Origin of the sequence: Acinetobacter sp. TGL-Y2, assembly GCF_001612555.1 — a bacterium.
In the GTDB taxonomy this organism is placed as follows: Bacteria; Pseudomonadota; Gammaproteobacteria; order Pseudomonadales; family Moraxellaceae; genus Acinetobacter.
Map to the genome: position 1 here is coordinate 2368031 of NZ_CP015110.1, position 21548 is coordinate 2389578.

24 protein-coding genes, 1 tRNA gene and 2 pseudogenes are annotated in these 21548 nt (G+C 37.7%); 11 read left to right on the top strand and 16 right to left on the bottom strand.

Annotated elements, in window-relative coordinates; all coding sequences use genetic code 11:
* Window positions 1-85: 85 nt before the first annotated feature.
* From folE to AMD27_RS18185, 4 genes are all read left to right on the top strand, one after another.
* Window positions 86-634 carry a GTP cyclohydrolase I FolE gene (folE, locus tag AMD27_RS11285; RefSeq protein WP_171254849.1) on the top strand — a complete coding sequence of 183 codons (549 nt, stop codon included), beginning with the start codon at window positions 86-88 and terminating at the stop codon, window positions 632-634.
* 357 nt (window positions 635-991) lie between these two features.
* Window positions 992-1438, top strand: coding sequence for a hypothetical protein (locus tag AMD27_RS11290; protein ID WP_067660494.1), 447 nt, complete (start codon window positions 992-994; stop codon window positions 1436-1438).
* 386 nt (window positions 1439-1824) lie between these two features.
* Entirely contained in the window at window positions 1825-2106 is a 282-nt protein-coding gene (locus tag AMD27_RS11295; RefSeq protein WP_067656586.1) for a transposase-like zinc-binding domain-containing protein, read from the top strand.
* On the top strand, window positions 2099-2563 hold the full coding sequence (locus AMD27_RS18185) for an IS1 family transposase (RefSeq protein ID WP_067656583.1): 465 nt from the start codon (window positions 2099-2101) through the stop codon (window positions 2561-2563). The genes AMD27_RS11295 and AMD27_RS18185 overlap by 8 nt, the downstream gene beginning before the upstream one ends.
* Here the strand turns inward: AMD27_RS18185 and AMD27_RS11300 are convergent.
* The 3 genes from AMD27_RS11300 to AMD27_RS11310 are packed head-to-tail and all read right to left on the bottom strand — an operon-like array spanning window position 2445 to window position 4278.
* Window positions 2445-3389: an MBL fold metallo-hydrolase gene (locus AMD27_RS11300; RefSeq protein WP_081406020.1), complete on the bottom strand. Its 945-nt coding sequence runs from the start codon at window positions 3387-3389 to the stop codon at window positions 2445-2447. The genes AMD27_RS18185 and AMD27_RS11300 overlap by 119 nt on opposite strands.
* 32 nt (window positions 3390-3421) lie before the next feature.
* Entirely contained in the window at window positions 3422-3862 is a 441-nt protein-coding gene (locus AMD27_RS11305; RefSeq protein WP_067660500.1) for a DUF6691 family protein, read from the bottom strand.
* A complete protein-coding gene (locus AMD27_RS11310; protein ID WP_067660502.1) occupies window positions 3859-4278 on the bottom strand; it encodes a YeeE/YedE family protein in 420 nt (139 codons plus the stop codon). The genes AMD27_RS11305 and AMD27_RS11310 overlap by 4 nt, the downstream gene beginning before the upstream one ends.
* A gap of 354 nt (window positions 4279-4632) precedes the next feature.
* Between AMD27_RS11310 and AMD27_RS11315 the strand changes: the two genes are divergently transcribed.
* On the top strand, window positions 4633-5580 hold the full coding sequence (locus tag AMD27_RS11315) for an IS5 family transposase (protein WP_067662984.1): 948 nt from the start codon (window positions 4633-4635) through the stop codon (window positions 5578-5580).
* A gap of 103 nt (window positions 5581-5683) precedes the next feature.
* Here AMD27_RS11315 and AMD27_RS11320 read toward each other — a convergent pair whose 3' ends face one another.
* The gene (locus AMD27_RS11320; RefSeq protein WP_067660504.1) at window positions 5684-6481 is read right to left on the bottom strand and encodes a DUF817 family protein; all 798 of its coding nucleotides are present in this window, start codon (window positions 6479-6481) and stop codon (window positions 5684-5686) included.
* Window positions 6482-6507: 26 nt separating this feature from the next.
* Complete coding sequence (hemE, locus tag AMD27_RS11325) at window positions 6508-7581, bottom strand: uroporphyrinogen decarboxylase (protein ID WP_067660507.1); 1074 nt, start codon at window positions 7579-7581, stop codon at window positions 6508-6510.
* A 204-nt stretch (window positions 7582-7785) separates the two neighbouring features.
* On the opposite strand from hemE, the gene AMD27_RS11330 reads away from it, so the two are divergent.
* The 5 genes from AMD27_RS11330 to AMD27_RS11350 all read left to right on the top strand — a co-directional run bounded on the left by AMD27_RS11330 (window position 7786) and on the right by AMD27_RS11350 (window position 12477).
* Window positions 7786-9021, top strand: a complete 1236-nt coding sequence (locus tag AMD27_RS11330) for a L,D-transpeptidase family protein (RefSeq protein WP_067660510.1) — start codon at window positions 7786-7788, stop codon at window positions 9019-9021.
* A gap of 208 nt (window positions 9022-9229) precedes the next feature.
* Window positions 9230-9919, top strand: a complete 690-nt coding sequence (locus AMD27_RS11335) for a pirin family protein (protein ID WP_067660513.1) — start codon at window positions 9230-9232, stop codon at window positions 9917-9919.
* A 210-nt stretch (window positions 9920-10129) separates the two neighbouring features.
* Window positions 10130-10315, top strand: coding sequence for a hypothetical protein (locus AMD27_RS11340; protein ID WP_067660516.1), 186 nt, complete (start codon window positions 10130-10132; stop codon window positions 10313-10315).
* Between the two features lie 208 nt (window positions 10316-10523).
* Window positions 10524-11483 carry an IS5 family transposase gene (locus AMD27_RS11345; RefSeq protein ID WP_081405971.1) on the top strand — a complete coding sequence of 320 codons (960 nt, stop codon included), beginning with the start codon at window positions 10524-10526 and terminating at the stop codon, window positions 11481-11483.
* A gap of 242 nt (window positions 11484-11725) precedes the next feature.
* A protein-coding gene (locus AMD27_RS11350; protein ID WP_416202790.1) for an IS5 family transposase occupies window positions 11726-12477 on the top strand; the annotation gives its coding sequence in 2 pieces (ribosomal slippage) (window positions 11726-11939 and window positions 11939-12477; 753 coding nt in all).
* A gap of 300 nt (window positions 12478-12777) precedes the next feature.
* On the opposite strand, the gene AMD27_RS11355 is transcribed toward AMD27_RS11350, so the two are convergent.
* Complete coding sequence (locus AMD27_RS11355; RefSeq protein ID WP_067660521.1) at window positions 12778-13557, bottom strand: SDR family oxidoreductase; 780 nt, start codon at window positions 13555-13557, stop codon at window positions 12778-12780.
* Complete coding sequence (locus tag AMD27_RS11360; protein ID WP_067660524.1) at window positions 13554-13976, bottom strand: GlcG/HbpS family heme-binding protein; 423 nt, start codon at window positions 13974-13976, stop codon at window positions 13554-13556. Before AMD27_RS11360 ends, AMD27_RS11355 begins: the two co-directional genes overlap by 4 nt.
* A 153-nt stretch (window positions 13977-14129) precedes the next feature.
* Between AMD27_RS11360 and AMD27_RS11365 the strand changes: the two genes are divergently transcribed.
* Window positions 14130-15020 (top strand): LysR family transcriptional regulator, encoded by an 891-nt coding sequence (locus AMD27_RS11365; protein WP_067660527.1) that lies wholly within the window; start codon window positions 14130-14132, stop codon window positions 15018-15020.
* 277 nt (window positions 15021-15297) lie between these two features.
* Here AMD27_RS11365 and AMD27_RS11370 read toward each other — a convergent pair whose 3' ends face one another.
* The 9 genes and pseudogenes from AMD27_RS11370 to greB all read right to left on the bottom strand — a co-directional run bounded on the left by AMD27_RS11370 (window position 15298) and on the right by greB (window position 21290).
* Window positions 15298-16245 carry an IS5 family transposase gene (locus tag AMD27_RS11370; RefSeq protein ID WP_067660547.1) on the bottom strand — a complete coding sequence of 316 codons (948 nt, stop codon included), beginning with the start codon at window positions 16243-16245 and terminating at the stop codon, window positions 15298-15300.
* A 120-nt stretch (window positions 16246-16365) separates the two neighbouring features.
* Window positions 16366-17157 carry a hypothetical protein gene (locus AMD27_RS11375; protein ID WP_067660550.1) on the bottom strand — a complete coding sequence of 264 codons (792 nt, stop codon included), beginning with the start codon at window positions 17155-17157 and terminating at the stop codon, window positions 16366-16368.
* 2 nt (window positions 17158-17159) lie between these two features.
* On the bottom strand, window positions 17160-17924 hold the full coding sequence (locus AMD27_RS11380; RefSeq protein WP_067660553.1) for a hypothetical protein: 765 nt from the start codon (window positions 17922-17924) through the stop codon (window positions 17160-17162).
* 277 nt (window positions 17925-18201) lie between these two features.
* Window positions 18202-18964 (bottom strand): annotated as a pseudogene (locus AMD27_RS18460) (hydrolase or metal-binding protein); the annotation flags it as partial.
* Window positions 18950-19677, bottom strand: a pseudogene (locus tag AMD27_RS19295) (IS3 family transposase); the annotation flags it as partial. The pseudogenes AMD27_RS18460 and AMD27_RS19295, both read right to left, overlap by 15 nt.
* Complete coding sequence (locus tag AMD27_RS11400) at window positions 19640-19969, bottom strand: DUF2513 domain-containing protein (RefSeq protein WP_067660556.1); 330 nt, start codon at window positions 19967-19969, stop codon at window positions 19640-19642. The gene AMD27_RS11400 and the pseudogene AMD27_RS19295, both read right to left, overlap by 38 nt.
* A 7-nt stretch (window positions 19970-19976) precedes the next feature.
* Window positions 19977-20387, bottom strand: a complete 411-nt coding sequence (locus tag AMD27_RS11405) for a hypothetical protein (RefSeq protein WP_067660558.1) — start codon at window positions 20385-20387, stop codon at window positions 19977-19979.
* Between the two features lie 228 nt (window positions 20388-20615).
* Window positions 20616-20705 (bottom strand) — tRNA-Ser (locus AMD27_RS11410).
* Window positions 20706-20795: 90 nt separating this feature from the next.
* A complete protein-coding gene (gene greB / locus AMD27_RS11415) occupies window positions 20796-21290 on the bottom strand; it encodes a transcription elongation factor GreB (RefSeq protein WP_067660560.1) in 495 nt (164 codons plus the stop codon).
* Window positions 21291-21548: the final 258 nt, after the last annotated feature.

Below are 21548 nucleotides of genomic sequence, written 5' to 3' on the forward strand. Positions count from 1 at the left end.
TCCTTCAAACGACGGCAATGTAATTGTTTTCTGATACAATGCCGTCCTTGTTCAATATCAGTGTAAGTGAACACGTCTTATGTCTATGCAGCAATCCTACGCCAACATTCTAACCGCCGTTGGTGAAGATCTCACTCGTCCTGGTCTTAAAGATACACCAATACGTGCTGCTAAAGCTTTTTCGTATTTGACATCAGGATACAACCAAACACTAGAAGAAGTGACCAATAATGCGGTCTTCCCTTCTGATAACCGTGAAATGGTTTTGGTTAAAAACATCGAATTCTATTCGCTTTGTGAACATCACTTGTTGCCGTTTTATGGTCGTGTGCATATTGCCTATTTACCAGAAGGCAATGTCTTGGGTTTATCTAAATTTGCCCGCATTACAGAAATGTTTGCGCGTCGTTTACAGATTCAAGAAAACTTAACTCAGCAAATTGCAGAAGCTGTTGCTGAAGTGACCAAAGCGCGCGGTGTTGCAGTCATGATTGACTCTGCGCATATGTGTATGATGATGCGTGGCGTAGGCAAGCAGGAATCAACGACACGTACCGTTTCTTTTGTCGGTGACTTTAAAACCAATAAAGAAGAACGTCGTGAGTTTTTAAGTGCTGTACCTGAAAGCTATTAAAATAAAATCATCAAAAAACCTCGAATTTCGAGGTTTTTTACTTTATGCCTGCTCTTTTTTAGATAACTAGTTCTAAGCTATACACTTTTACAATGTGTAGCAAAATATCTCAAATTATTTAAATATGTCACTTTCCTGTAATAAAACTTACAAATCAAAATAAAACTTGAGCCATATCAATTACTCATATTTTAATTCTTACAATGACATAGTTCGAAACATTCATGCCCTGCTTTTAAACTGATTTAAGACTACATTAAATCATGACCATTGATAAACATGTGTCTTCGCATTTCAAATGCGTGGGTTATCACCTTCACTTTATGACAATTTTTGAAAAATAAAGGAATTAAAAATATGGCTACAGCAACGAGAAAACCAACACCTGCAAAAAAAACTGCAGCAAAAGATACTCAAAAAGAAACAGCTGAAAAAGACAGTAAAAAAACCACGGCGAAAGCAAAGCCTGAAGCAAAAACCAAGGCCAAAGCTGACACCAAAACCATAGACACTAAAGCCAAAGAAACTAAGGCGAAAGAAACCAAGGCCAAAGACTCTAAATCAAACGAGTCAAAATCTACCAAAGAATCAAAAACCAAAGCACCGAAATCAACCAGTAAGGCCGAATCTAAAAGCAAAGATACAAAAGAAAAGGATACTAAAACTAAAGACTTAAAAAGCAAAAAGGAGAAAGCTGAACCGAAAGCCAAAAGTGCCAAAAGCAAAGACTCTGAAAAGAAAACCGCTAAAGCATCAACCACCAAAGCCAAAAACAGCAAAGCGAAAAGCAGCAAAGATAAATAATTTGCTCTGATTTAGCCATACCGTGACGCTGACTCCTCATCAGCATCACGGTATTTTTTTGTCTTCATTTACGCCTTTAGCAGCATTTTAGAATTATTTTAGAATTATTTTAGAATCATCTACTTATATTGTTTAAAGATCATCAACGTCTCAACAACTTCAAGGTCAAATATAAACTTCTTGGACCTAGATGATTAAACAATATATCCAAAACCATGGCCAAAATGAAAATTTAAAAATGATTCAATGGCAGCTTCAAATAACGCTGACCCTTGGCATTGGCTTCAGGCAATTGGCCTGCTTTCATATTAATTTGGGTAGTGTGCAAAATTAACGTGGTTCAATCTAGAATAGACTTAAAAATACCTGAGTAATAGACCTTAAACATGATCATAGAAACGATAAGCTACTTATGTACCCGTTGCCAATCAGCAAATATTTATAAGAATGGACACAATAAAAGCGGGAATGCGCAGTTCAGATGTAAAGATTGCGGTCGATCAAGTGTGCTCAAACCTAAAATCAAATATACCGAAGAGCAAAAAGAACTCATCATCAATACTTATCTTGAACGAGGCAGTTTAAGAGGCATGCAGCGTCTATTTGGTGTTGCACCTCAAACGCTCATGGGATGGATAAAAAAAAGTAAACAACAGGAAATTGAGTGACGAATTACTTGATGCTCATCCAACAGATGTTCTAGAACTGGATGAACTTTGGAGCTTTGTAAAAGCTCGTCGTCATAAGGTTTGGAGTTGGATTGCACTATGCTGTCGTACACGTCAGGTCGTCGCTTATGTATGTGGTCAGCGCAATGATAAAACATGTACAGATTTACGTTGCCGTATTCCCTCAAGCTACTTTAATTTAGCAACATGTAGTGATTATTGGTCAAGTTATGCTGAGGTGTTTGATCCTGGTACCCATCGCTCTGTAGGTAAACATACAGGTTTAACGAACCATGTTGAGCGGTTCAATGCCACATTAAGAAATCGCTTAGGGCGTTTTACACGGAAAACTTTAAGCTTTTCGAAGAAGAAAGAAAATCATGAAGCTGTCTTGCATATGTTTTTATTAAAATACAATCAAGACATGAAAGATAAGTGGTTAACACGTCATATTTAGACACTACCTTAATTTGAATGGCAGCAAGCATGATTTTAGGTAGAGAAAGCTTTGCATCGCGTTGATTACGCATCTCAATAAAGCTCTGTTTATCTGAATCATATTGAATGTGAATATTTTTGGTTTTTTGCACACCCATGCTGGTTTCGCATTGATATTCAGATCTATGCCCCGGCAAATAGTCATGACACAAAAACACCCGATATTCATCTGGCAAGCGATATAAATGTTGCACTGAATCATAAAGCTGTGCCGCATCCCCTTGAGGAAAATCACAACGTGCTGTGCCATAGTCAGGCATAAATAAAGTATCGCCGACGAATACTGCATCACCTATCACATACGATACACACGCTGGCGTATGACCTGGAGTTGCAATCACCTGAGCCTGCAACTGACCAATCTGAAAGACTTCATCAGCTTTAAACAAATAATCAAATGGTTGCTGCTGAATCAACGCGTTTACATCCATATCATAGATTGTGGCAAAGACCTGTTGTACCGTTTCAATCTGGTGACCAATCGCGACTTTTCCACCAAGTTTTGACTTTAAATATTGCGCAGCACTCAAGTGATCTGCATGCACGTGGGTTTCTAAAATCCATTCAACCTGTAAATGCTTTAGTTTAATATAATCAATGATCTGATCTGCTAAAGTTGTGCTGGTTCTTACCGCCGCGGCGTCATAGTTTAAAACGCTGTCAATAATCGCGCATTGCAGCTTCACAGCGTCACTAACCACATAACTAAAGGTGTTGGTCTGCTCATCAAAAAATGCTTGAACCTGAGGTCTGCTTACCCCTAAGCGTTGATTTGAAATAGACATGTGTGGTACCTGTTCTGACATGCTTAGCCCTTTCACTTTTGATGAGGTTTCCGATCGACAGCGCGCTGAACAAAGCCATAGCCCCAAATCCCCAACAGCATTGCGGTAATAAAATACAGTGCTTGACTATATCCTAATCCAATTAAGGTCAAACTCGGGGCTGGACAAATGCCTGCGATTCCCCAACCGATGCCAAATAAAGCACTCCCCGCTATCAGTTTTGAATCGATTTTCGTTTGCAGAGGCAGTTCAATCTTTTCCCCATAGACTGTGGTGGTATTTGAGTGGCTGAGCGCCCATTGAAAAGGAATCAAAGCCACCCCTATAGCACCTGCCATGACCAAAGCCAGACTAGGATCCCAATCTCCAAATACATCTAAAAAGTTCAGCACTTTTTCAGGATTTGCCATGCCTGAAACCATTAACCCCAAAGAAAATAATCCACCCAATAAAAATGCGATCAGATTTTTCATGCGCTCACTCCAAAACCATGACGCATCACAAACACGGTCACGCCTGCTGTCAGCATAAAGCACAGTGTCGCGATGAGTGAACGCTGGGATAAACGACTGATGCCACAAATACCGTGACCACTGGTGCAGCCTGAGCCCATTCGTGTACCTACGCCCACCAACAAACCTGCAATGATCATAAGCATGGGAGAAGCATTGAATTCGATGGAATCACTCCATTGATTTTTAAAGAAAAATGGCACAATAAAAATACCCAAAATAAACCACAGTGCCGGCGTTTTAAAAATGGTTTGAGGATTTAAAATTTGCGCGATCAGTCCACTGATGCCTGCGATTCGACCGTGAATATATAAATACCCTACGACCGATAAACCCAGCAGTGTTCCACCGAAGAAAGCCAGCCACAATTCATTCATAAGAAAATAAGATATCAATCATCATTAATACTTATATTATGCCTATTTTGTCGGCATGTTTCGAGTGACTTTCGTTGTATTTGAGCTTAGTTGTATTCCAGCTTAAACATTTCTCAATAATGTTGTCTTAGTCATTGTGTCTGAAAGCATCACTGCTTAGGAGATTCTTTTTAGTTCATTGTTAAAAGAAATTCACGTAAGCCAAATTCCATTTGTCCCAAGCCTCGCCCTGCTGAGATTGATATTCTCAGCCCACACGCACAGCATTTTGCGGATCAAACTGAAATTGCAGATTGGAATGGCTTTGTTGCACAAACCTACCATTAGATGTTCATTCAGCAATATAATTTCGGAATGAATAAGCCTACACCTAAACTCTACCGTACAACGAATTGGTCTTCTTATAATCGAGCCTTAATCAATCGAGGAAATATCTCCATTTGGTTTGATCCTAACACTCAGTGGTATGCTCAGCCAAAAGCTAAACACGGTCGAAATCACACCTATTCTGATACCGCTATCCAATGCTGTTTGATGATCAAATCTCTATTTCGCCTATCTTTACGTATGGTCACAGGCTTTGTTCAAAGTCTGATTAGACTCTGTGGATTAGATTGGATAGCACCAGACTATTCGACCATATGCAGAAGACAAAAGCATATTGATATCGCAATTAGCTATCAGAAAAGTAGTGATGGACTACATCTACTCGTCGATTCTACTGGTCTGAAATTTTTAGGTGAGGGTGAATGGAAACGTAAGAAACATCAGCCTGAATACCGTCGTCAATGGCGCAAACTTCATATTGGTATAGACGCTAAAACCCTACAAATACGGGCTGTACAACTCACTACAAATGATGTCAGTGATTCACAAGTATTAGAAGATTTACTTGCTCAAATTCCCTTGGATGAGCAAATTGATTCTGTCTGTACAGATGGTGCTTATGATACAAAGCACTGCCGACAAGTCATTTTAGATCGAGATGCACATGCGGTAATACCACCAAGGAAAAATGCAAAGCCTTGGAAAGATCAGCAAGCGATGTCTATAGAGCGGAATGAGTTATTAAATACGATTAATCTTGCGAAGCAGTGCTTCTCAGGAAGATCCCTTTGGAAAAAGTGGTCTGGTTATCATCGTCGAAGTTTGGTGGAAACCAAGATGCATTGCATCAAATTATTAGGCGATAAATTAACGGCAAGGAGTTTCCCTAGTCAGGTGAATGAGATTCATGCACGCGTAGCAGTCTTAAATAAATTCACAGAGCTAGGTCGCCCTCATACCCATGTTGCCACTTAAATTTGGCTCAATTAGGGTAGCTCTGCCTTTCAAACCTTTGTGCAACAAAACCCCAAATTGCTCTTTAAGTCACATGCACTTTTACATCACTTGATAGGCACGATTAGTTGTTTAAAGTCCACCGTCCGGTTTGATCACGCTGACCCAATATTTTCAAAACCAAAACTAAGCTCAATAGCAATAGCAAATACCATGAGCCCATTTTCCCCCAACCCACCATATGCCAAGCATCCACTTGTGACGGATAAAGCCAAATTTTGTAAAAGGTACTGATATTTTCTGCAATCCAAATAATAAATGCCAACACCATCAAGACAGGTAACATCGGCAAATTCATTTGATGATGTTGAAGTCTAAAACTGACTTTGGTCTCCCAAAAGATCACCACACTCCACAAAAACAATAGGTATCTAAAGTCATTGATAAAGAATTTGGTCATAAAGTTTAAATAAGACAACACAGCCAGCGACAACATATTGGCAAAGGTCGGTAACTTTGTAAATGACACCTGATATAAACGCAGTGATCGGGCGAAAAAACTTCCGACAGCCGAATACATAAAGCCAGCAAACAGCGGTACAGTCATGATTTTGAATACAGCGGGCTGCGGATATTGCCACGAAGCAATCTGCGGATGGGTCAAAAAGATTTCCATGACCATCGCCATCACATGAAAAATGGCAATCACTTTCGCTTCCGCCCAAGACTCAAGCTTAAGCAACAGTAAACACAGTTGAATGATTAATGCATAAATCAGCAAATAATCATAACGGAACAGACCGTAATATTCATGATTGCCCATGGGCGCAGTCAAAGCAAAGGCAATCAGCAGCAAAAGACCAAATAAGGCAGCGTAAGCTGCCTTAGAGTGAAATTCAAAAATAGATTTCAATAGGTTCATAGGGTCTACAACAATATTCGCCTAGATTAACCCAAGTATTTCGCGCTGTATTCATGCACGGTGTCAATAAACACTGTCGGATGGGCTGGATCCACCCACTGGGTAATCCCATGACCTAAGTTCGCCACATAACCTGTTTTTTCACCATTAGCATAGGCATCATCCAACATCAATTTCACTGATTTCTCAATGCTTGCAGGCGAACCATAGAGCGTCGCTGGATCTAAGTTACCTTGCAGTGCAGCGCGTCCATTGACTGTTTGGCGTGCAATATTCAGCGGTGTGGTCCAATCTAAACCAAAAGCATCTGCGCCCGTTGCAATCATCGGCTCTAACCATTGACCGCCACCTTTGGTGAATAAAATCACAGGAACTTTACGCCCCTCATTTTCACGCTTCAAACCATTGACAATTTTCTGCATATATTTCAGCGAAAATTCAAGATATTCACGGTGCGCCAATGCCCCGCCCCAACTGTCAAAGATCTGAATGGCTTGCGCACCCGCATCAATTTGTGCATTTAAGTAATCAATCACGGCATCCGCCAGTCGATCTAACAAAGCATGGAGCACTTCAGGCTGTGCATACATCATATTTTTGGTATAACGGAAATCCTTACTCGAACCGCCTTCAATCATATAAGTTGCAAGCGTCCATGGACTGCCAGAGAAGCCAATGAGTGGCACTTGCCCACCCAATGCTGAACGAATGGTCGATACTGCTTTCATCACATAGTCGAGATCTGATTTGGCATCGAATTTGGGTAAGTTCGCCACATCTTGCTCAGTACGGATGGTCTTATGAAATTTAGGACCTTCACCCGTTTCAAAATACAGTCCTAAACCCAAAGCATCAGGTACGGTCAGAATATCTGAAAATAAAATGGCCGCATCTAGGTCATAACGACGTAAAGGCTGTAAGGTCACTTCACAGGCAAAATCCTGATTTTTACATAAAGATAGAAAGTCACCTGCGGTTGCACGTGTCGCACGGTACTCTGGTAAATAACGACCCGCTTGACGCATCATCCAGACTGGCGTGCAATCGACAGGTTCACGTAACAATGCACGTAGAAAACGATCATTTTTTAAGGTCGTCATTTACTTTCTCAGTGTTAAATTTAAATTCCCTCGATCATATCAAAAAGGGCTTCAATTTAATAATTTCTCGGGATTAAATTTAAAGATGAGTAACATCGGAAAAAATTTCATTAAAACAAAACAACTACTGCACAATGTCCTTTTTTCTGCAATACTTCCTGTGTTTCTATAAATCAATATGAATAATTCTTAAGGTTGAATTACATGTTCGTTCGCTCAATACTTGCTTTGAGTTTAAGCTGCATTTTAACTGGTACTGCATTCGCTGCTAATACAACTGCTGAACAACCGTTAACTCCAAGCCCAGTGTCTGCCATTGAAGATCCGATTGATCCTCTAGCGGTCGACTCTTCTGCATCTGCAGCCTCAAGTCAGGCTACTAACGCTAACATTACTCAGCAAGAACAAAACGATTTAAATCGTGCTGCTGATACTTTGCAAAACTTAGAAAATACTGAAGATCAAACAGCGGATATTGGGAGCGCGCCTGCCTCTTCTGCAACCACGACATCAACAGCTACGCCTGCTGCCAAAGCATCATGGACACTTGATGGTCTAAACAATGCATCTTGGTATGACAATATTGGCAAAGGTCAATTTCCTGTTTATGCTCGCGCCCATGTTATGCTCAATAATGCCCATGCTTCACCGGGAGCTATTGACGGTACCAGTGGTAAGAACACCTTAAAAGCGATTGCTTCATTCCAACAAATCAATGGATTAAAAGCAACGGGTGTCCTGACCAAAGAAACTTGGGATGCACTGGTGGCTAAACAAGGTGGCAAACCAGCTTTTGTGACTTACACCATTACCGCGGAAGACTTAAAAGGTCCGTATGCGAAATCTATTCCGGGTGACTATGCACTACAAGCCAAAATGAAGGGTTTGTATTACACCCGTAGCTCTGAAATGCTCGCTGAAAAGTTCCATATGGATGAAGGTTTCTTAAAGAAACTCAACCCAAATGCAACCTTTAATAAAGTGGGTGAAAAAATTGTTGTAACCAGCATTCGCAATGAATTGCCTGAAAACATTCATTTGATTGTGGCGCACAAAGGTGCAAAACAGCTGTATTTATTTAATCAACAAAACCAAATGGTCGGCTCATTCCCTGCAACCATTGGTAGTTCAGATACCCCCTCACCCGCAGGTACTTATAAAGTGACTGGCGTTGCACCGAATCCTTGGTATAGCTATTCTCCAAGTAACTTTGTGCAAGGTAAAAATAACAAGCCACTTTCGTTGCCACCTGGTCCAAACGGCCCAGTGGGTAATATCTGGATTGGTCTGAGCAAAAAGTCCTTTGGTATTCACGGTACACCGAATCCATCACTCATTTCAAAAACTGCATCTCATGGTTGTATTCGTTTGACCAACTGGGATGCTAATGATCTGGGCAAAAAAGTAAAATCAGGTGTAACAGTGAAATTCTTAGAATAATCCAAAATACTCTTAATGATATTTAAGACCTGCTTTCGAGCAGGTTTTTTTATAAGTTTAAATTCTCAGATGAAGTAAAACATAGGGTTCATTTTCAAGGCTTTTCATCGTTGCATTAATAAGACAATACGTTTCTACATCAGCATTTATCTCAAGCTATGGGCACATTAAACTAGCCACATTGAATGATAAAAATTGGAATCACATCATGAATACTTTTTTACATCGCAGTGAAGATCGGGGTCATGTACAAGCAGGTTGGTTAAATACCCGTCATAGTTTTTCATTTGGTAGCTGGTATAACCCAGAGCTAATGGGCTTTGGACCACTGCGTGTGATTAATGACGATCATATTGCTGCACACAATGGTTTTGGTACACATGGCCATGACAATATGGAGATCTTAACCTGCGTGCTCTCAGGCGCAATTTCACATAAAGACAGTATGGGAAATGCCGGAGACATTAAAGCCGGTGAGTGGCAATTGATGAGTGCAGGTACGGGTGTACGTCATAGCGAAATGAATCAATATGATCAGGATGTGCATTTATTACAAATTTGGATTATACCCAATGAGCAAGATGCAATACCGACGTATCAACAGATTCAACTTGATCCGCATGATATGCCCAATCAATGGCATGTGATTGCAGGACCCAATGCCAATGCACACATGCATTTACGTCAAAATGCAGAAGTGAAAACAGCGGTGATTGAGGCGGGTCATGAACTTGCCATTCAACTGAGCAAAAAATTCAATTATGTGCATGTGATTAAAGGTGAAATTGAGATTGCGGGTCAAAAGGTTAAAGCTGGAGATGCCTATATGTTTGATGAGTCTGCAACTTTAACAGCACTCAATCAAGCGCAAGTGATTTGGTTTGATTTGCCTGCGTAAATGAATGTCTGACATTCAATAGCCTCGTCTAGTTACGGGGCTTTTTTATGAACTCAGCCTCAAACAGTTGTACGTTTTCGATGATTAAATCTGATTATTGGGCTTGAGTCATGGGTCTAAGTGTTGGATCTAAGTCATGAATCTGAGTGTTGTGTCTATATCTCCAAATCATCACCAGTGATTACAGCGCAGAATTAAAGGCTTTTACAAGTGAGTGAATTAAAAAGACTGACCTTTAAAGCGATAAATGTACGCAAGCGTTTTTCACCGATGTGTCCTGCATTTTTTACATCTCTTAAAGGTTTAAAGCCATCATTAGACTTTCGCTTTCGCATAAAAAAAAACCTGACCAATGATCAGGGTTTTTCAAATTTGGCGGAAGCGGTGTCCGTCTAACAGCAGTCCTAGGCAATCTAATAAAATACAACAAATGTATATTTTTCAATTATTTAAAATATTACCTATCCTAACTAGTCTTGTCAAATCCAATCATTTCCAGTATTTTATGAGGGGTAGGTTGTGGGGTGAATAATGATATGCCAAAGAAATCAGCTTTGTTGCACAACTCTACCATTAGATGCTTATTCAGCAATATAATTTCTAAATGAACAAGCCTACGCCTAAAATTTATCGTACAACCAATTGGTCTTCCTATATGAGCAGTATACTGCGAAGACTGATTAACCGAGGAAATATCTCCATTTGGTTTGATCCTAACACTCAGTGGTATGCCCAGCCAAAAGGTAAACACGGTCGAAATCACACCTATTCCGATACCGCTATCCAATGCTGTTTGATGATCAAATCTCTATTTCGCCTATCTTTACGTATGGTCACAGGCTTTGTTCAAAGTCTGATTAAACTCTGTGGATTAGATTGGACAGCACCAGACTATTCGACCATATGCAGAAGACAAAAGCATATTGATATCGCAATTAGCTATCAGAAAAGTAGTGATGGACTGCATCTACTCGTCGATTCTACTGGTCTGAAATTTTTAGGTGAGGGTGAATGGAAACGTAAGAAACATCAGCCTGAATACCGTCGTCAATGGCGCAAACTGCATATTGGTATAGACGCTAAAACCCTACAAATACGGGCTGTTCAGTTAACCACAAACAATGTCAGTGATTCACAAGTACTAGAAGGTTTACTTGCTCAAATTCCACTACATGAGCAGATTGATTCTGTCTATACGGATGGTGCTTATGACACAAAGCACTGCCGACAAGTCATTTTAGATCGAGATGCACATGCGGTAATACCACCAAGGAAAAATGCAAAGCCTTGGAAAGATCAAACGCCGAGGTCTATGCAGAGAAATGACTCATTAAATACGATTAATCTTGCGAAGCAGTGCTTCTCAGGAAGAGCCATTTGGAAAAAATGGTCTGGATATCATCAACGAAGCTTGGTAGAAACCAAGATGCATTGCATCAAATTATTAGGCGATAAATTAACAGCAAGGAGTCTCCCTAGTCAGGTGAATGAGATTCATGCACGCGTAGCAGTCTTGAATAAATTCACAGAATTAGGTCGACCTCATACCCAAGTTGTCACTTAAATTTGGCTCAATTAAGGTAGCTCTGCCTTTCAAGCCTTTGTGCAACAAAGCCGTTTTTATAAGAATTCAAGATATTCCAATGTCTTCTTATGTAATAGGCTATGTGGTTGGTATTTTTTTAACCGTTTCTTTAATATATGGATTTTATTTAGGGCGTGTCCTCATTTGAAGTATATATTTCACTCATCAGTTTCATTCTATTAAAATAGCTTAACTCGTTGTCTAGAATTAAGCTTCAGATCATGTCACGTAGAGTCATCACAGACGAAATTTGGAATCAAATCCAACAAACTATGCAATTTTATGGCTGTTATCGTTCACGTAATAGTAAGAATATTATGGAAGCCATCCTATGGAAGCTTCGCACTGGTGCTCCTTGGCGTGATGTTCCTGAAGATCTTTGCCCATGGCAAACGGCTTACAACCGGTTTAATCGTTGGGCGAACAAAGGGCTCTGGGAGAATTTGTTTTTAAATTACGAGGCGTATTGGATAAAGAATGGGTATTCATTGACGGAAGCTATATCCGCGCGCATCAGCATGCAAGTGGAGCTCGGCATGGTGAAGAAAGCACAATTGGAAAATCAAGAGGTGGAGCGACTACAAAAATTCACCTTGCCGTCGATGCGAGTGGATATCCGATTGATTTTGAAATCACTGGCGGTGAAGTCCACGACAGTCAAGTTGCAAGCCAATTAATTGAATTGGTGGGTGAAGCAGAGTATTTGATTGCAGACAAAGGCTATGATTCAGAGAATATCTGGGAAGTTGCTCGAAATCATCATATGATTCCGATCATTCCAAGAAAATCTAATAGTAAGAAAGTAAACGTTGAATTTGATCATTATCTTTATGGATTAAGACATCTCGTTGAAAATGCGTTTGCTCGCTTAAAACATTTCCGGGGTATTGCCACTCGTTTTGAAAAGTTAGCTCGTAATTACAAGTCAATGTTATTTTTGGCTTGCTCATTCATTTGGTGTAAATCCAAATGAGGACAGACCCTAGTAATTTTATAATTACTTTTTAAACGCACAATTTTTAATCATAAAAAGGAAAAACTTACCTAAAAAATAGTCATCTTTATCTATATTTCGCATAAAAGATTTTATGTTAAATGGGCTTTGTTGCACAAACATTTAAACTACTGATTTGTAATGATTATTTTTTACATTAAAAATTAATAAGCCTATTAAAATCAATGATTTAAAAAATATTTATGCAACAAAGTCTATAAAATATAAATATGTTAGTTCTATTGAGAAGGTTTATGAAATGTATGATGGTAAATCAATTTAAATTTGTTTTACCCATAAATCTGATTGATAGTCTTTTACGACATCAATGAATTTTTCTGGCAGTAAATTTCTAAATAAATTAGATTCACCAGAAACTATTTTAACTACACGCTCAATAAGCTCATCTGGTTGGTACTGTTCTAATGGAAATTTAAAACTATCCTCAGTTAAATGAGTGAAGTTTTTTTCAGAATCATACCATTTTTTCATTTCTTTCATTTGAGCATCGTTGAATCCTGTATCATAAGGACCTGGATTAACTAAAGAAATTTGAATATTATAATCTTTTAACTCTTCATGCATCACCTCAGCAATTGCTTCGAGTGCATGCTTTGTTGCACAGTAAGGACCAGTGAGAGGCTTTGTGATAATACCAGCAATTGATGATATAAAAATAACTTTACCTTCAATACCTCTCTTTACCATTCCCTGAACAATACCTTGTGTAAGCGCTAATGTAGAAAACACATTCACTTCAAAATTTCTTCTGAAATATTCCATTGGAATTTCAGCCAATGGACCAGTTTCTGCAATACCTGCATTATTTATTAATACATCAACATCCCATTCAAAAGCCTTTTCTCTATCATATGCATCTGAGATATCAAGCTTTTCAATTGTAAACTCAATATCATTTTCTAAAGCTACTTTGTTAAGGGAATCAACATGCTCTAATGAATAAACTGTTGCAATAACCTTATATCCTTTTTTTGCTAGGGCAATTGACATTAATTTACCTAAACCAGTTCCTGCACCCGTAACTAATACTCTTTTCATTTTTGTAAGCCTTTACTATTTAAGAATAAATCAACACTCTGTTTTGCAATTTCGTAATCTTCTTCAGCAGTTCCACCAGATATACCAATAGAACCATATAATTCATCATTACAACGGATAGGTATACCTCCTGCTATAGTTGTTAAATTCCCATTACTCAATTCTATTGACCAGACTGGCATATTCGGTTGAGAAAGTTTTCCTAGTACATGCGTAGCTATTCTGAATAAACAGGCTGTTTTGGCTTTACGCATTGCTAGATCAATAGAACCAAGCATTGAGCCATCCATTCGCTCAAACGCCATTAAATTTGCATGGGGATCGTAAATAGCTATACAAATATTTAGATTATTGCGCTTAGAAAGCGCTAAAGAAAAATCAACTAGTTGTCTTGCTTCGGATAGCTTAATCAATGTCATTTCATCCCATTTGGTTCAAAAATAAATTTTTCAGTAACTTATAATTTCTAATTAAAAGTCAAATAAGTAACTGAAACTTTTTAAATAGTATTTGATCAATTTATTGGTAACTAGTAGTATTTTTTATACAAGATATTGAAGCTACAGTTTAAAATGAAAAATCTCAAACGCATGGCAATTTTCACAAAAGTTATAGAACATGGCTCAATGAGTGCAGCAGCAAGGCTATTAGAAATGTCACCATCCGCGATCAGCCAACAAATCCGCTATTTAGAAGCAGAAAATAATGTGACTTTATTACATCGCTCAACGAGAAAGCTATCTTTAACTGAGACCGGAAAGCAATATTATTATTATTGTAAACAACTATGTGAAGTAGCAGAAAAGGCTCAAGCTCTTTTAGACTCAGAAGTTAAAGAGCCTTTTGGTGAGCTAAGAATTTCAGCTCCAGTAGGATTGGCCAGTTATTTTATAAGTAGTTTTAGAGATTGGTCTAATCACCTTCCTAATTTGACCATTAGCCTTTATGTTCAAGATCAACATATTGATTTAGTTGAAAATAGGATAGACTTAGCTATAAGAGTTGGAGAAATGCCAGATTCCTCATATGTAGCAAGTAAAATTTCAGAAATGCATATGAAATTATATGCATCTCCTTCTTGGATTAAAAATAATCAGACAATTAAACACCCTAATGATTTAATGAATGTGAATTGGCTTCATTTACAATCAACTAATATAAAAACACCAATACAAAAATTTTTCTTACATTCAGACACTTATAAAAATCATTCTCTTAAAATTATACCTAAATATATAGTTAATAATATCAATATATTAAGAGAAATGTGCGAGCAAGGTTTTGGGATATGCACATTGAGTACATTTGAGGCAGAAGAGTCTGTGTATAACGGTAAAATTGTTCCTATCTTACCTGATTGGAATATTGGTAAAATGAATATTTGGGCAGTGACACCTCAAAGAAATTTTCTTTCAGCAAAAGTTAGACAAGCCATTGAATTAATACAGAAGAAGCTGAATTAACCCATAAGCTCGCCTCCTGCACTAAGATTAGCAAGTTGATAGTCCATTTTATTTTATCAAGGTTAATACGAATAACTAAAGCTAATCATCTTCTTTTGTAAAGTTACAAAAAAATGGAGCTATATTTTGGATAAGATCCTTGCCGAGGTATTCTTTAATGTTGAATTAATATGTAATTTTTGATTTAGACCATCAATAAAAATAGCCCAATCATCATCTTGTAATGGTTTTGTTGCACAAAGGTTTGAAAGGCAGAGCTACCCTAATTGAGCCAAATTTAAGTGGCAACATGGGTATGAGGGCGACCTAGCTCTGTGAATTTATTTAAGACTGCTACGCGTGCATGAATCTCATTCACCTGACTAGGGAAACTCCTTGCCGTTAATTTATCGCCTAATAATTTGATGCAATGCATCTTGGTTTCCACCAAACTTCGACGATGATAACCAGACCACTTTTTCCAAAGGGATCTTCCTGAGAAGCACTGCTTCGCAAGATTAATCGTATTTAATGAGTCATTTCTCTGCATAGACCTCGGCGTTTGATCTTTCCAAGGCTTCGCATTTTTTCTTGGCGGAATGACAGCATGTGCATGTCGATCTGAAATCACTTGTCGGCAGTATTTTGTGTCATAAGCCCCATCTGTATAGACAGAATCAATCTGCTCATGTAGTGGAATTTGATCAAGTAAATCCCCTAGTACTTGCGAATCATTGACATTGTTTGTGGTTAACTGAACAGCCCGTATTTGTAGGGTTTTAGCGTCTATACCAATATGCAGTTTGCGCCATTGACGACGGTATTCAGGCTGATGTTTCTTACGTTTCCATTCACCCTCACCTAAAAATTTCAGACCAGTAGAATCGACGAGTAGATGTAGTCCATCACTACTTTTCTGATAGCTAATTGCGATATCAATATGCTTTTGTCTTCTGCATATGGTCGAATAATCTGGTGCTGCCCAATCTAATCCACAGAGTTTAATCAGACTTTGAACAAAGCCTGTGACCATACGTAAAGATAGGCGAAATAGAGATTTGATCATCAAACAGCATTGGATAGCGGTATCGGAATAGGTGTGATTTCGACCGTGTTTAGCTTTTGGCTGAGCATACCACTGAGTGTTAGGATCAAACCAAATGGAGATATTTCCTCGGTTGATTAAGGTCCGATTATAGGAAGACCAATTGGTTGTACGATAAATTTTAGGCGTAGGCTTGTTCATTCAGAAATTATATTGCTGAATGAACATCTAATGGTAGGTTTGTGCAACAAAGCCGTTGAATTGCAGTTAGTTGAATTGTCATTTTTATTTCCTTTATGTAAATTTATTTTTTAATATATTCTAGTTAATTGGTGATATATTCCAATTTTTTATGAGCCTCCATATATTTTCATCTACCAGTTGAACCTTATCAATATGCTTTTGATCTATAATCCAATCAATGATTACTCCTCCAAAAACCAATTCTTCCGAATGCACTTTGATCTGCAATTTCTGGTCTGGTGAAACATAAAAATAAAAACCAGAAATAGAGTTATTTTTTGAATATCCAAAACATATTTTTCCAGCTGAAGTGTCTTTTAATTCATAACAATCTAGACCAGATTGAAGAGTCTGTTTTGAATGAAGATTTATTTTTTCTATTAATTCTGAATCAAAAAATTCTTTAGTATTTTTTTTTGTAGAAGCTCCTAAACTTTTTATGACAACTTTGATTTGATCAGAATGGTCTAAAGTATAATCTCCATCTACTCCTTTATCTGTAGCCTGTACTGTTGAGCCATCTAACATAAGATTAAATTCAAATCCTCTGCCATCAGTAAGTGCTTGTGGCATTTTTTTGGCTTCTATCTTGTTAAGTTCAGGATATTTCGTAGATTTATAGTTTATAGGGAATTGACCTAGATAGTGTTGTAATTCAGGTCTATAAAACTCTCCTTCACATTTTTCACATTGAGTGTACGGAATATGTATTCTTCTTGACCCAACTTGGGCTTTAATGATTAACCCATCATTAAACTTCCAAGTTACAGTCTCTCCTATTTTATAAATATCTTGCTTTTTTTCCCCCATGCATCCTCCTACTAATAATAAAAGTAATGATATCGAAATTTTAATTTTTTGATTTTTCATTTTTACTTTCCAAATTGTACGAGTTTTTTCGGTCTAACTTTTTCCACCTCACCAAACAGTGAAAAAGTCTGATTCACATAATTCACGACACCTGAAATCTGTTCCATATATTGTAAAAGTTCGGGCGTTTTTTCTGCTTGAACCAACTTAACTGAACGTGATGGATCAAAACCATCAAACTGACAATAAAATAAAGGCTCTCCACGCTTTAAAATCAAATCCTTGGACTTGTCATGCCATTCAAAAGCCCACATCAAAGGTCTTGGCCAAATATGAATGGGGAAACGACCACCAAAAATCGTCCCCGGTAAAGGATGTTTACGATAATGCCCAAATGCATCTAACTGAGTGATATACACCACTTCGTCTGCAATGAAACAATAAGGAAGTTTTAATTGAAGAATAGGAACATTGGGTATACGCCATTCATTTTCATTCACCAAAGTCAGTAATTCACGCAGTTTATTACCTCGAACAGGTGAGGCATCACCTAAGGCATTAATGAGTGTGGGTTTACCTGACTGATCCCGATCAAAACGAAGGTGAAAATCAAAAGGACAATTAATCACAAAATAGCGACTTTCCAACTGTAATACCGCTGGGCAACGGCTTGCAGACTTCACATGTTTGGTTTGCGATTGTGAACGCATACGATAAGGCGGCTCAAAAAGAATTGAAGCTTTATCATCTGTTAAAAACCAACCTACTTGGATTAATCCTTCCCCAATATTTTTTTGATTATCTTCAATTGTAAAATTAATGTGCATTTTGATGCTTTTTTTAAGTATTAAGTATTAAGTATTAAGTATTAAGTATTAAGTATTAAGTATTAAGTATTAAGTATTAAGTATTAAGTATTAAGTATTAAGTATTAAGTATTAAGTATTAAGTATTAAGTATTTTACATATTACTATCTTCTGTATATTTAACATACAGAACTGTCTGTATTTTTAATTAAAAAGCTATATATGTGTGATTTTGATCACATCTAATTTACAAAAAAATCCTGCCTAAGAAAGGAAGTTAAAAACTTCCTTTCCTCATTAATTCACAGCTCTCACACTCTGCTGCAACCCTTGCTGAATATCCTGAACAAACCTATCAACTTGCGTTACTGCTTCAACTAACTCTGAACCTGTACAAAATTCATCAACCAAATCTAAGCCCTCCTCAGAGTTCACCTCGAACCGTGCATTGGCAAAACCCTGTCTTGCCACACGATCTAATGCTTCTTGATAAAAGCCAGCTGCCTTACTCTGTTCATCAATCTGCTTGGCTTGAACAATGGCCTCATTCAAACTGACACCTTCTCGTAAAGTGAGATCAACGTAATACGCAGGCTGACGATAGCTTTGAGTCGTAGATTTACCTCTATAGAGTTAGTTGAAGCGGTAGACATGAAAGAAGCCCGTTTGATACTGCATGGTAATAACTGAGTCTTGCAGCCAAGGTTCGAATACTATTGAAGCCTGTGGTTCTAAAAATGAAGGTTCCCAGTTCATCCGACTCATCTAAATTGACATGTAAGCGGCCATAAGGTTTACAGTTTCCACCCTGAGCCAATGGGCATAAATCAGGTGATGGGCATGGATGTTGTTCCACACCTTGGTTGGTGATTCGCTGACAAGTTTATCCATTGCCCACACAAATAGGGCGACCAGTTTGTCGATCAAATAAACTGTACTCGGCTCTGAGATTCAGTTCAGGATCATTAAAGATCAACCGCACTGGAATAGTTCTACGCTTTTGATTCGGTGTTTTGGCTCGAAGCTGTTCATCTAAAGGATGTTTCACCCATCCTTCACTTGTCCACATGTAGGTTATGTCGCTCGACCATGCTTGGTTTGGACTGAGCATGTTGAATTTTTGTTCCAATAATTTACTGTACACAGTTCGATTATGATTACTTTTCGTCGTTCTTTTAAATCGGTTATGACGCTTACAATACAGTTGATTAAACTTCTTTATGTTGCGTACAGCATACTCACTGATTTTTAATCCTTGAGACTGTAAATGTTTAGTTAAACGAATATAGCCATAACTTTCTTTGGTTTCCTGATGAGCTATTTTAACCAATATCGTCTGTTGATTCCTTTGAATAGCTATTTTACTCAAGCCACGCTTCAACCAGTCATAAAATTGTGAAACTGAAACATAAAGTAGGCTAGCCATCATTGCTACTGGGTATGCTTTTTCTGTGCTGTTTCATATATGCGTACCTTACTGGCTTTCTTTGGCAAAGTACGCTGCTGCTTTTTTAGGATTCTTGTTCCATTTCAGCAGTTTTGAGTTGTTGTTTTAACTTTTTTATTTTCTTCAAGCAGAGCAACGAGATCAGGTGAATATTGTTGTGTACCCGCCAATGTTCCTGCTTTGGCTTTATTGTGCCAATTGGAAAGGGTTTGCATTGAAATGCCAAGCTATCTTGCTGTTTCTGAGACATTACCTTTGTTTTCTTCAATGGCTTTTATTGCTTCAGCTTTAAATTTTGCTGTGTAAAACTTCTGTTTTTTGCTCATGGTAAACTCTTAATGAGTATGTATAGTTTACCAAGTGAAAGTCTCCGTTTTTATCAGCATACATCATTGTGTCTAACAACTCATGTCCCTGCCATGTTAAGCATTTCACATGCACATCTTCGTCAGTCTCCAAATTACTCAGTATATTTCCATCAATAAAATTAGCATTTATTAAAAGCACAGTATTATCTATTACTATTTTTTGATTTTCGGCATTATCTAGATATTCATCAAATCTATCCTCTTCAACAACAATAAGAACCTGTCTAATAATTTCCCAATCTCTTTTCATCTCTACCCTACTTTAGATTACTTTTAATCTTCTCTGCTAAATCTGCTTCAATTAAACCTTTTGACAGGCAAGTTAGCGTCACATCAAAAGTTGTGCTTCCAACTTTATATTCACCTTGAATATTACTTTTAATATTTAAAGAGTTGTCATCCATAATAATATTCTGCGCTACTGTGGTTTTTGTTCGCTTATCTTTAAGGTAATCGATACCCATCACTTTTCCACAATCAGCATAGCTCGGGTCGATTCTATAATCCTTAGAAGCTGTTGTTATTACACCTGCGTCTAAGTCTGAACTTGTAATCTGGTATCCCTCTAAAGCCAAAGCACGTTTAGATGCTTTAAATATTTCTTCCTTTGTTGCTTGAACTTCTACTGAAATGCTTTTACTGTCGCCAACTAGTGGCTTATAAGCCATTGATAAAGTAGAAATGGAAAAAGCTAAATACTCACAATTATTTTTTTCATATCATTTTCTTTAGTCTAAAAAATATACGAAGTAAATTACCATAGACAAGAACTTCAATACACTGATTTAATGAAAGATATTTATTTTTAATTTTATTTTTTGCTTACTACAGGCTTACGTTGCATAACCCTAGAAACAACAAAGCCCTGAGGATGTCAGGGCTAAGTCATTGGTATTTGGCGGAAGCGGTGAGATTCGAACTCACGGAGGGGGTAAACCCTCGTCGGTTTTCAAGACCGGTGCATTAAACCGCTCTGCCACGCTTCCAATGGCGGCTATCATATAAATAAAAAACCGACTTGGCAAATACTTTTCATTAAAAATTAAAGTGGATGTTCAAATTTAAAACAATTTCAATTATTTTGATGAATTCTCAGGCATCTCATAGCGTATCGAATTAATAAACCAGATTTTTTTACCTAAAGGCGTGGTCACCTCAAACTCGTCATCAACTTGTTTAGACAACATCGCACGTGCTATCGGAGAATCAATCGAAATATGCTGCGGATGATGGTCATAAATTTCATCTACGCCAGCAATGCGTAAAGTCCGAATATCGCCTTGCTCATTTTCAATCTCAACCCAAGCACCAAAATATACTTTTCCTGCTTGTTCAGGTGAAAAATCAATGATTCGAAGCTCTTCTAAACGCTTTCCTAAGTAGCGAACACGGCGGTCAATTTTTCTTAAAATTTGTTTATTGTATTGGTAATCTGCATTTTCTGAGCGATCACCCAGACTCGCCGCCCAGTTTACTTTTTGGGTAATTTCGGGACGCTCAACATGCCATAATTGCTGTAATTCTGCGACCAATTTATCGTGTCCAGATCGTGTGATTAAATTCGATTTCATACCTTTTAAATGCACAATTTAAATTACAAAGTGGCTACACATTGCAATATTTAATGACGAATTTCCACATATAAAAGTTATATAAATTAATTTCTATTTTAAAATCACTACCTTATGTCTAAAATTTTATCATTCTTTTGTGCGAAATTTGACATTGTTAAATTTCGTCATTATTATGCGCTCATGTTTTAGCTTGATTATTTTTTGTACGAAGATTTTTTTCTTCACTTTTTTTTACCCACACATGTCATTTTTGAA

What these genes read in the sequence shown, in the direction of transcription:
- folE (WP_171254849.1), top strand. Translation starts at nt 86, where the DNA reads ATGCAGCAATCCTACGCCAACATTCTAACCGCCGTTGGTGAAGATCTC.
- AMD27_RS11290 (WP_067660494.1), top strand. Translation starts at nt 992, where the DNA reads ATGGCTACAGCAACGAGAAAACCAACACCTGCAAAAAAAACTGCAGCA.
- AMD27_RS11295 (WP_067656586.1), top strand. Translation starts at nt 1,825, where the DNA reads ATGATCATAGAAACGATAAGCTACTTATGTACCCGTTGCCAATCAGCA.
- AMD27_RS11300 (WP_081406020.1), bottom strand. Translation starts at nt 3,389, where the DNA reads ATGTCTATTTCAAATCAACGCTTAGGGGTAAGCAGACCTCAGGTTCAA.
- AMD27_RS11305 (WP_067660500.1), bottom strand. Translation starts at nt 3,862, where the DNA reads ATGAAAAATCTGATCGCATTTTTATTGGGTGGATTATTTTCTTTGGGG.
- AMD27_RS11310 (WP_067660502.1), bottom strand. Translation starts at nt 4,278, where the DNA reads ATGAATGAATTGTGGCTGGCTTTCTTCGGTGGAACACTGCTGGGTTTA.
- AMD27_RS11315 (WP_067662984.1), top strand. Translation starts at nt 4,633, where the DNA reads ATGAATAAGCCTACACCTAAACTCTACCGTACAACGAATTGGTCTTCT.
- AMD27_RS11320 (WP_067660504.1), bottom strand. Translation starts at nt 6,481, where the DNA reads ATGAACCTATTGAAATCTATTTTTGAATTTCACTCTAAGGCAGCTTAC.
- hemE (WP_067660507.1), bottom strand. Translation starts at nt 7,581, where the DNA reads ATGACGACCTTAAAAAATGATCGTTTTCTACGTGCATTGTTACGTGAA.
- AMD27_RS11330 (WP_067660510.1), top strand. Translation starts at nt 7,786, where the DNA reads ATGTTCGTTCGCTCAATACTTGCTTTGAGTTTAAGCTGCATTTTAACT.
- AMD27_RS11335 (WP_067660513.1), top strand. Translation starts at nt 9,230, where the DNA reads ATGAATACTTTTTTACATCGCAGTGAAGATCGGGGTCATGTACAAGCA.
- AMD27_RS11345 (WP_081405971.1), top strand. Translation starts at nt 10,524, where the DNA reads ATGAACAAGCCTACGCCTAAAATTTATCGTACAACCAATTGGTCTTCC.
- AMD27_RS11355 (WP_067660521.1), bottom strand. Translation starts at nt 13,557, where the DNA reads ATGAAAAGAGTATTAGTTACGGGTGCAGGAACTGGTTTAGGTAAATTA.
- AMD27_RS11360 (WP_067660524.1), bottom strand. Translation starts at nt 13,976, where the DNA reads ATGACATTGATTAAGCTATCCGAAGCAAGACAACTAGTTGATTTTTCT.
- AMD27_RS11365 (WP_067660527.1), top strand. Translation starts at nt 14,130, where the DNA reads ATGAAAAATCTCAAACGCATGGCAATTTTCACAAAAGTTATAGAACAT.
- AMD27_RS11370 (WP_067660547.1), bottom strand. Translation starts at nt 16,245, where the DNA reads ATGAACAAGCCTACGCCTAAAATTTATCGTACAACCAATTGGTCTTCC.
- AMD27_RS11375 (WP_067660550.1), bottom strand. Translation starts at nt 17,157, where the DNA reads ATGAAAAATCAAAAAATTAAAATTTCGATATCATTACTTTTATTATTA.
- AMD27_RS11380 (WP_067660553.1), bottom strand. Translation starts at nt 17,924, where the DNA reads ATGCACATTAATTTTACAATTGAAGATAATCAAAAAAATATTGGGGAA.
- AMD27_RS11400 (WP_067660556.1), bottom strand. Translation starts at nt 19,969, where the DNA reads ATGAAAAGAGATTGGGAAATTATTAGACAGGTTCTTATTGTTGTTGAA.
- AMD27_RS11405 (WP_067660558.1), bottom strand. Translation starts at nt 20,387, where the DNA reads ATGGCTTATAAGCCACTAGTTGGCGACAGTAAAAGCATTTCAGTAGAA.
- greB (WP_067660560.1), bottom strand. Translation starts at nt 21,290, where the DNA reads ATGAAATCGAATTTAATCACACGATCTGGACACGATAAATTGGTCGCA.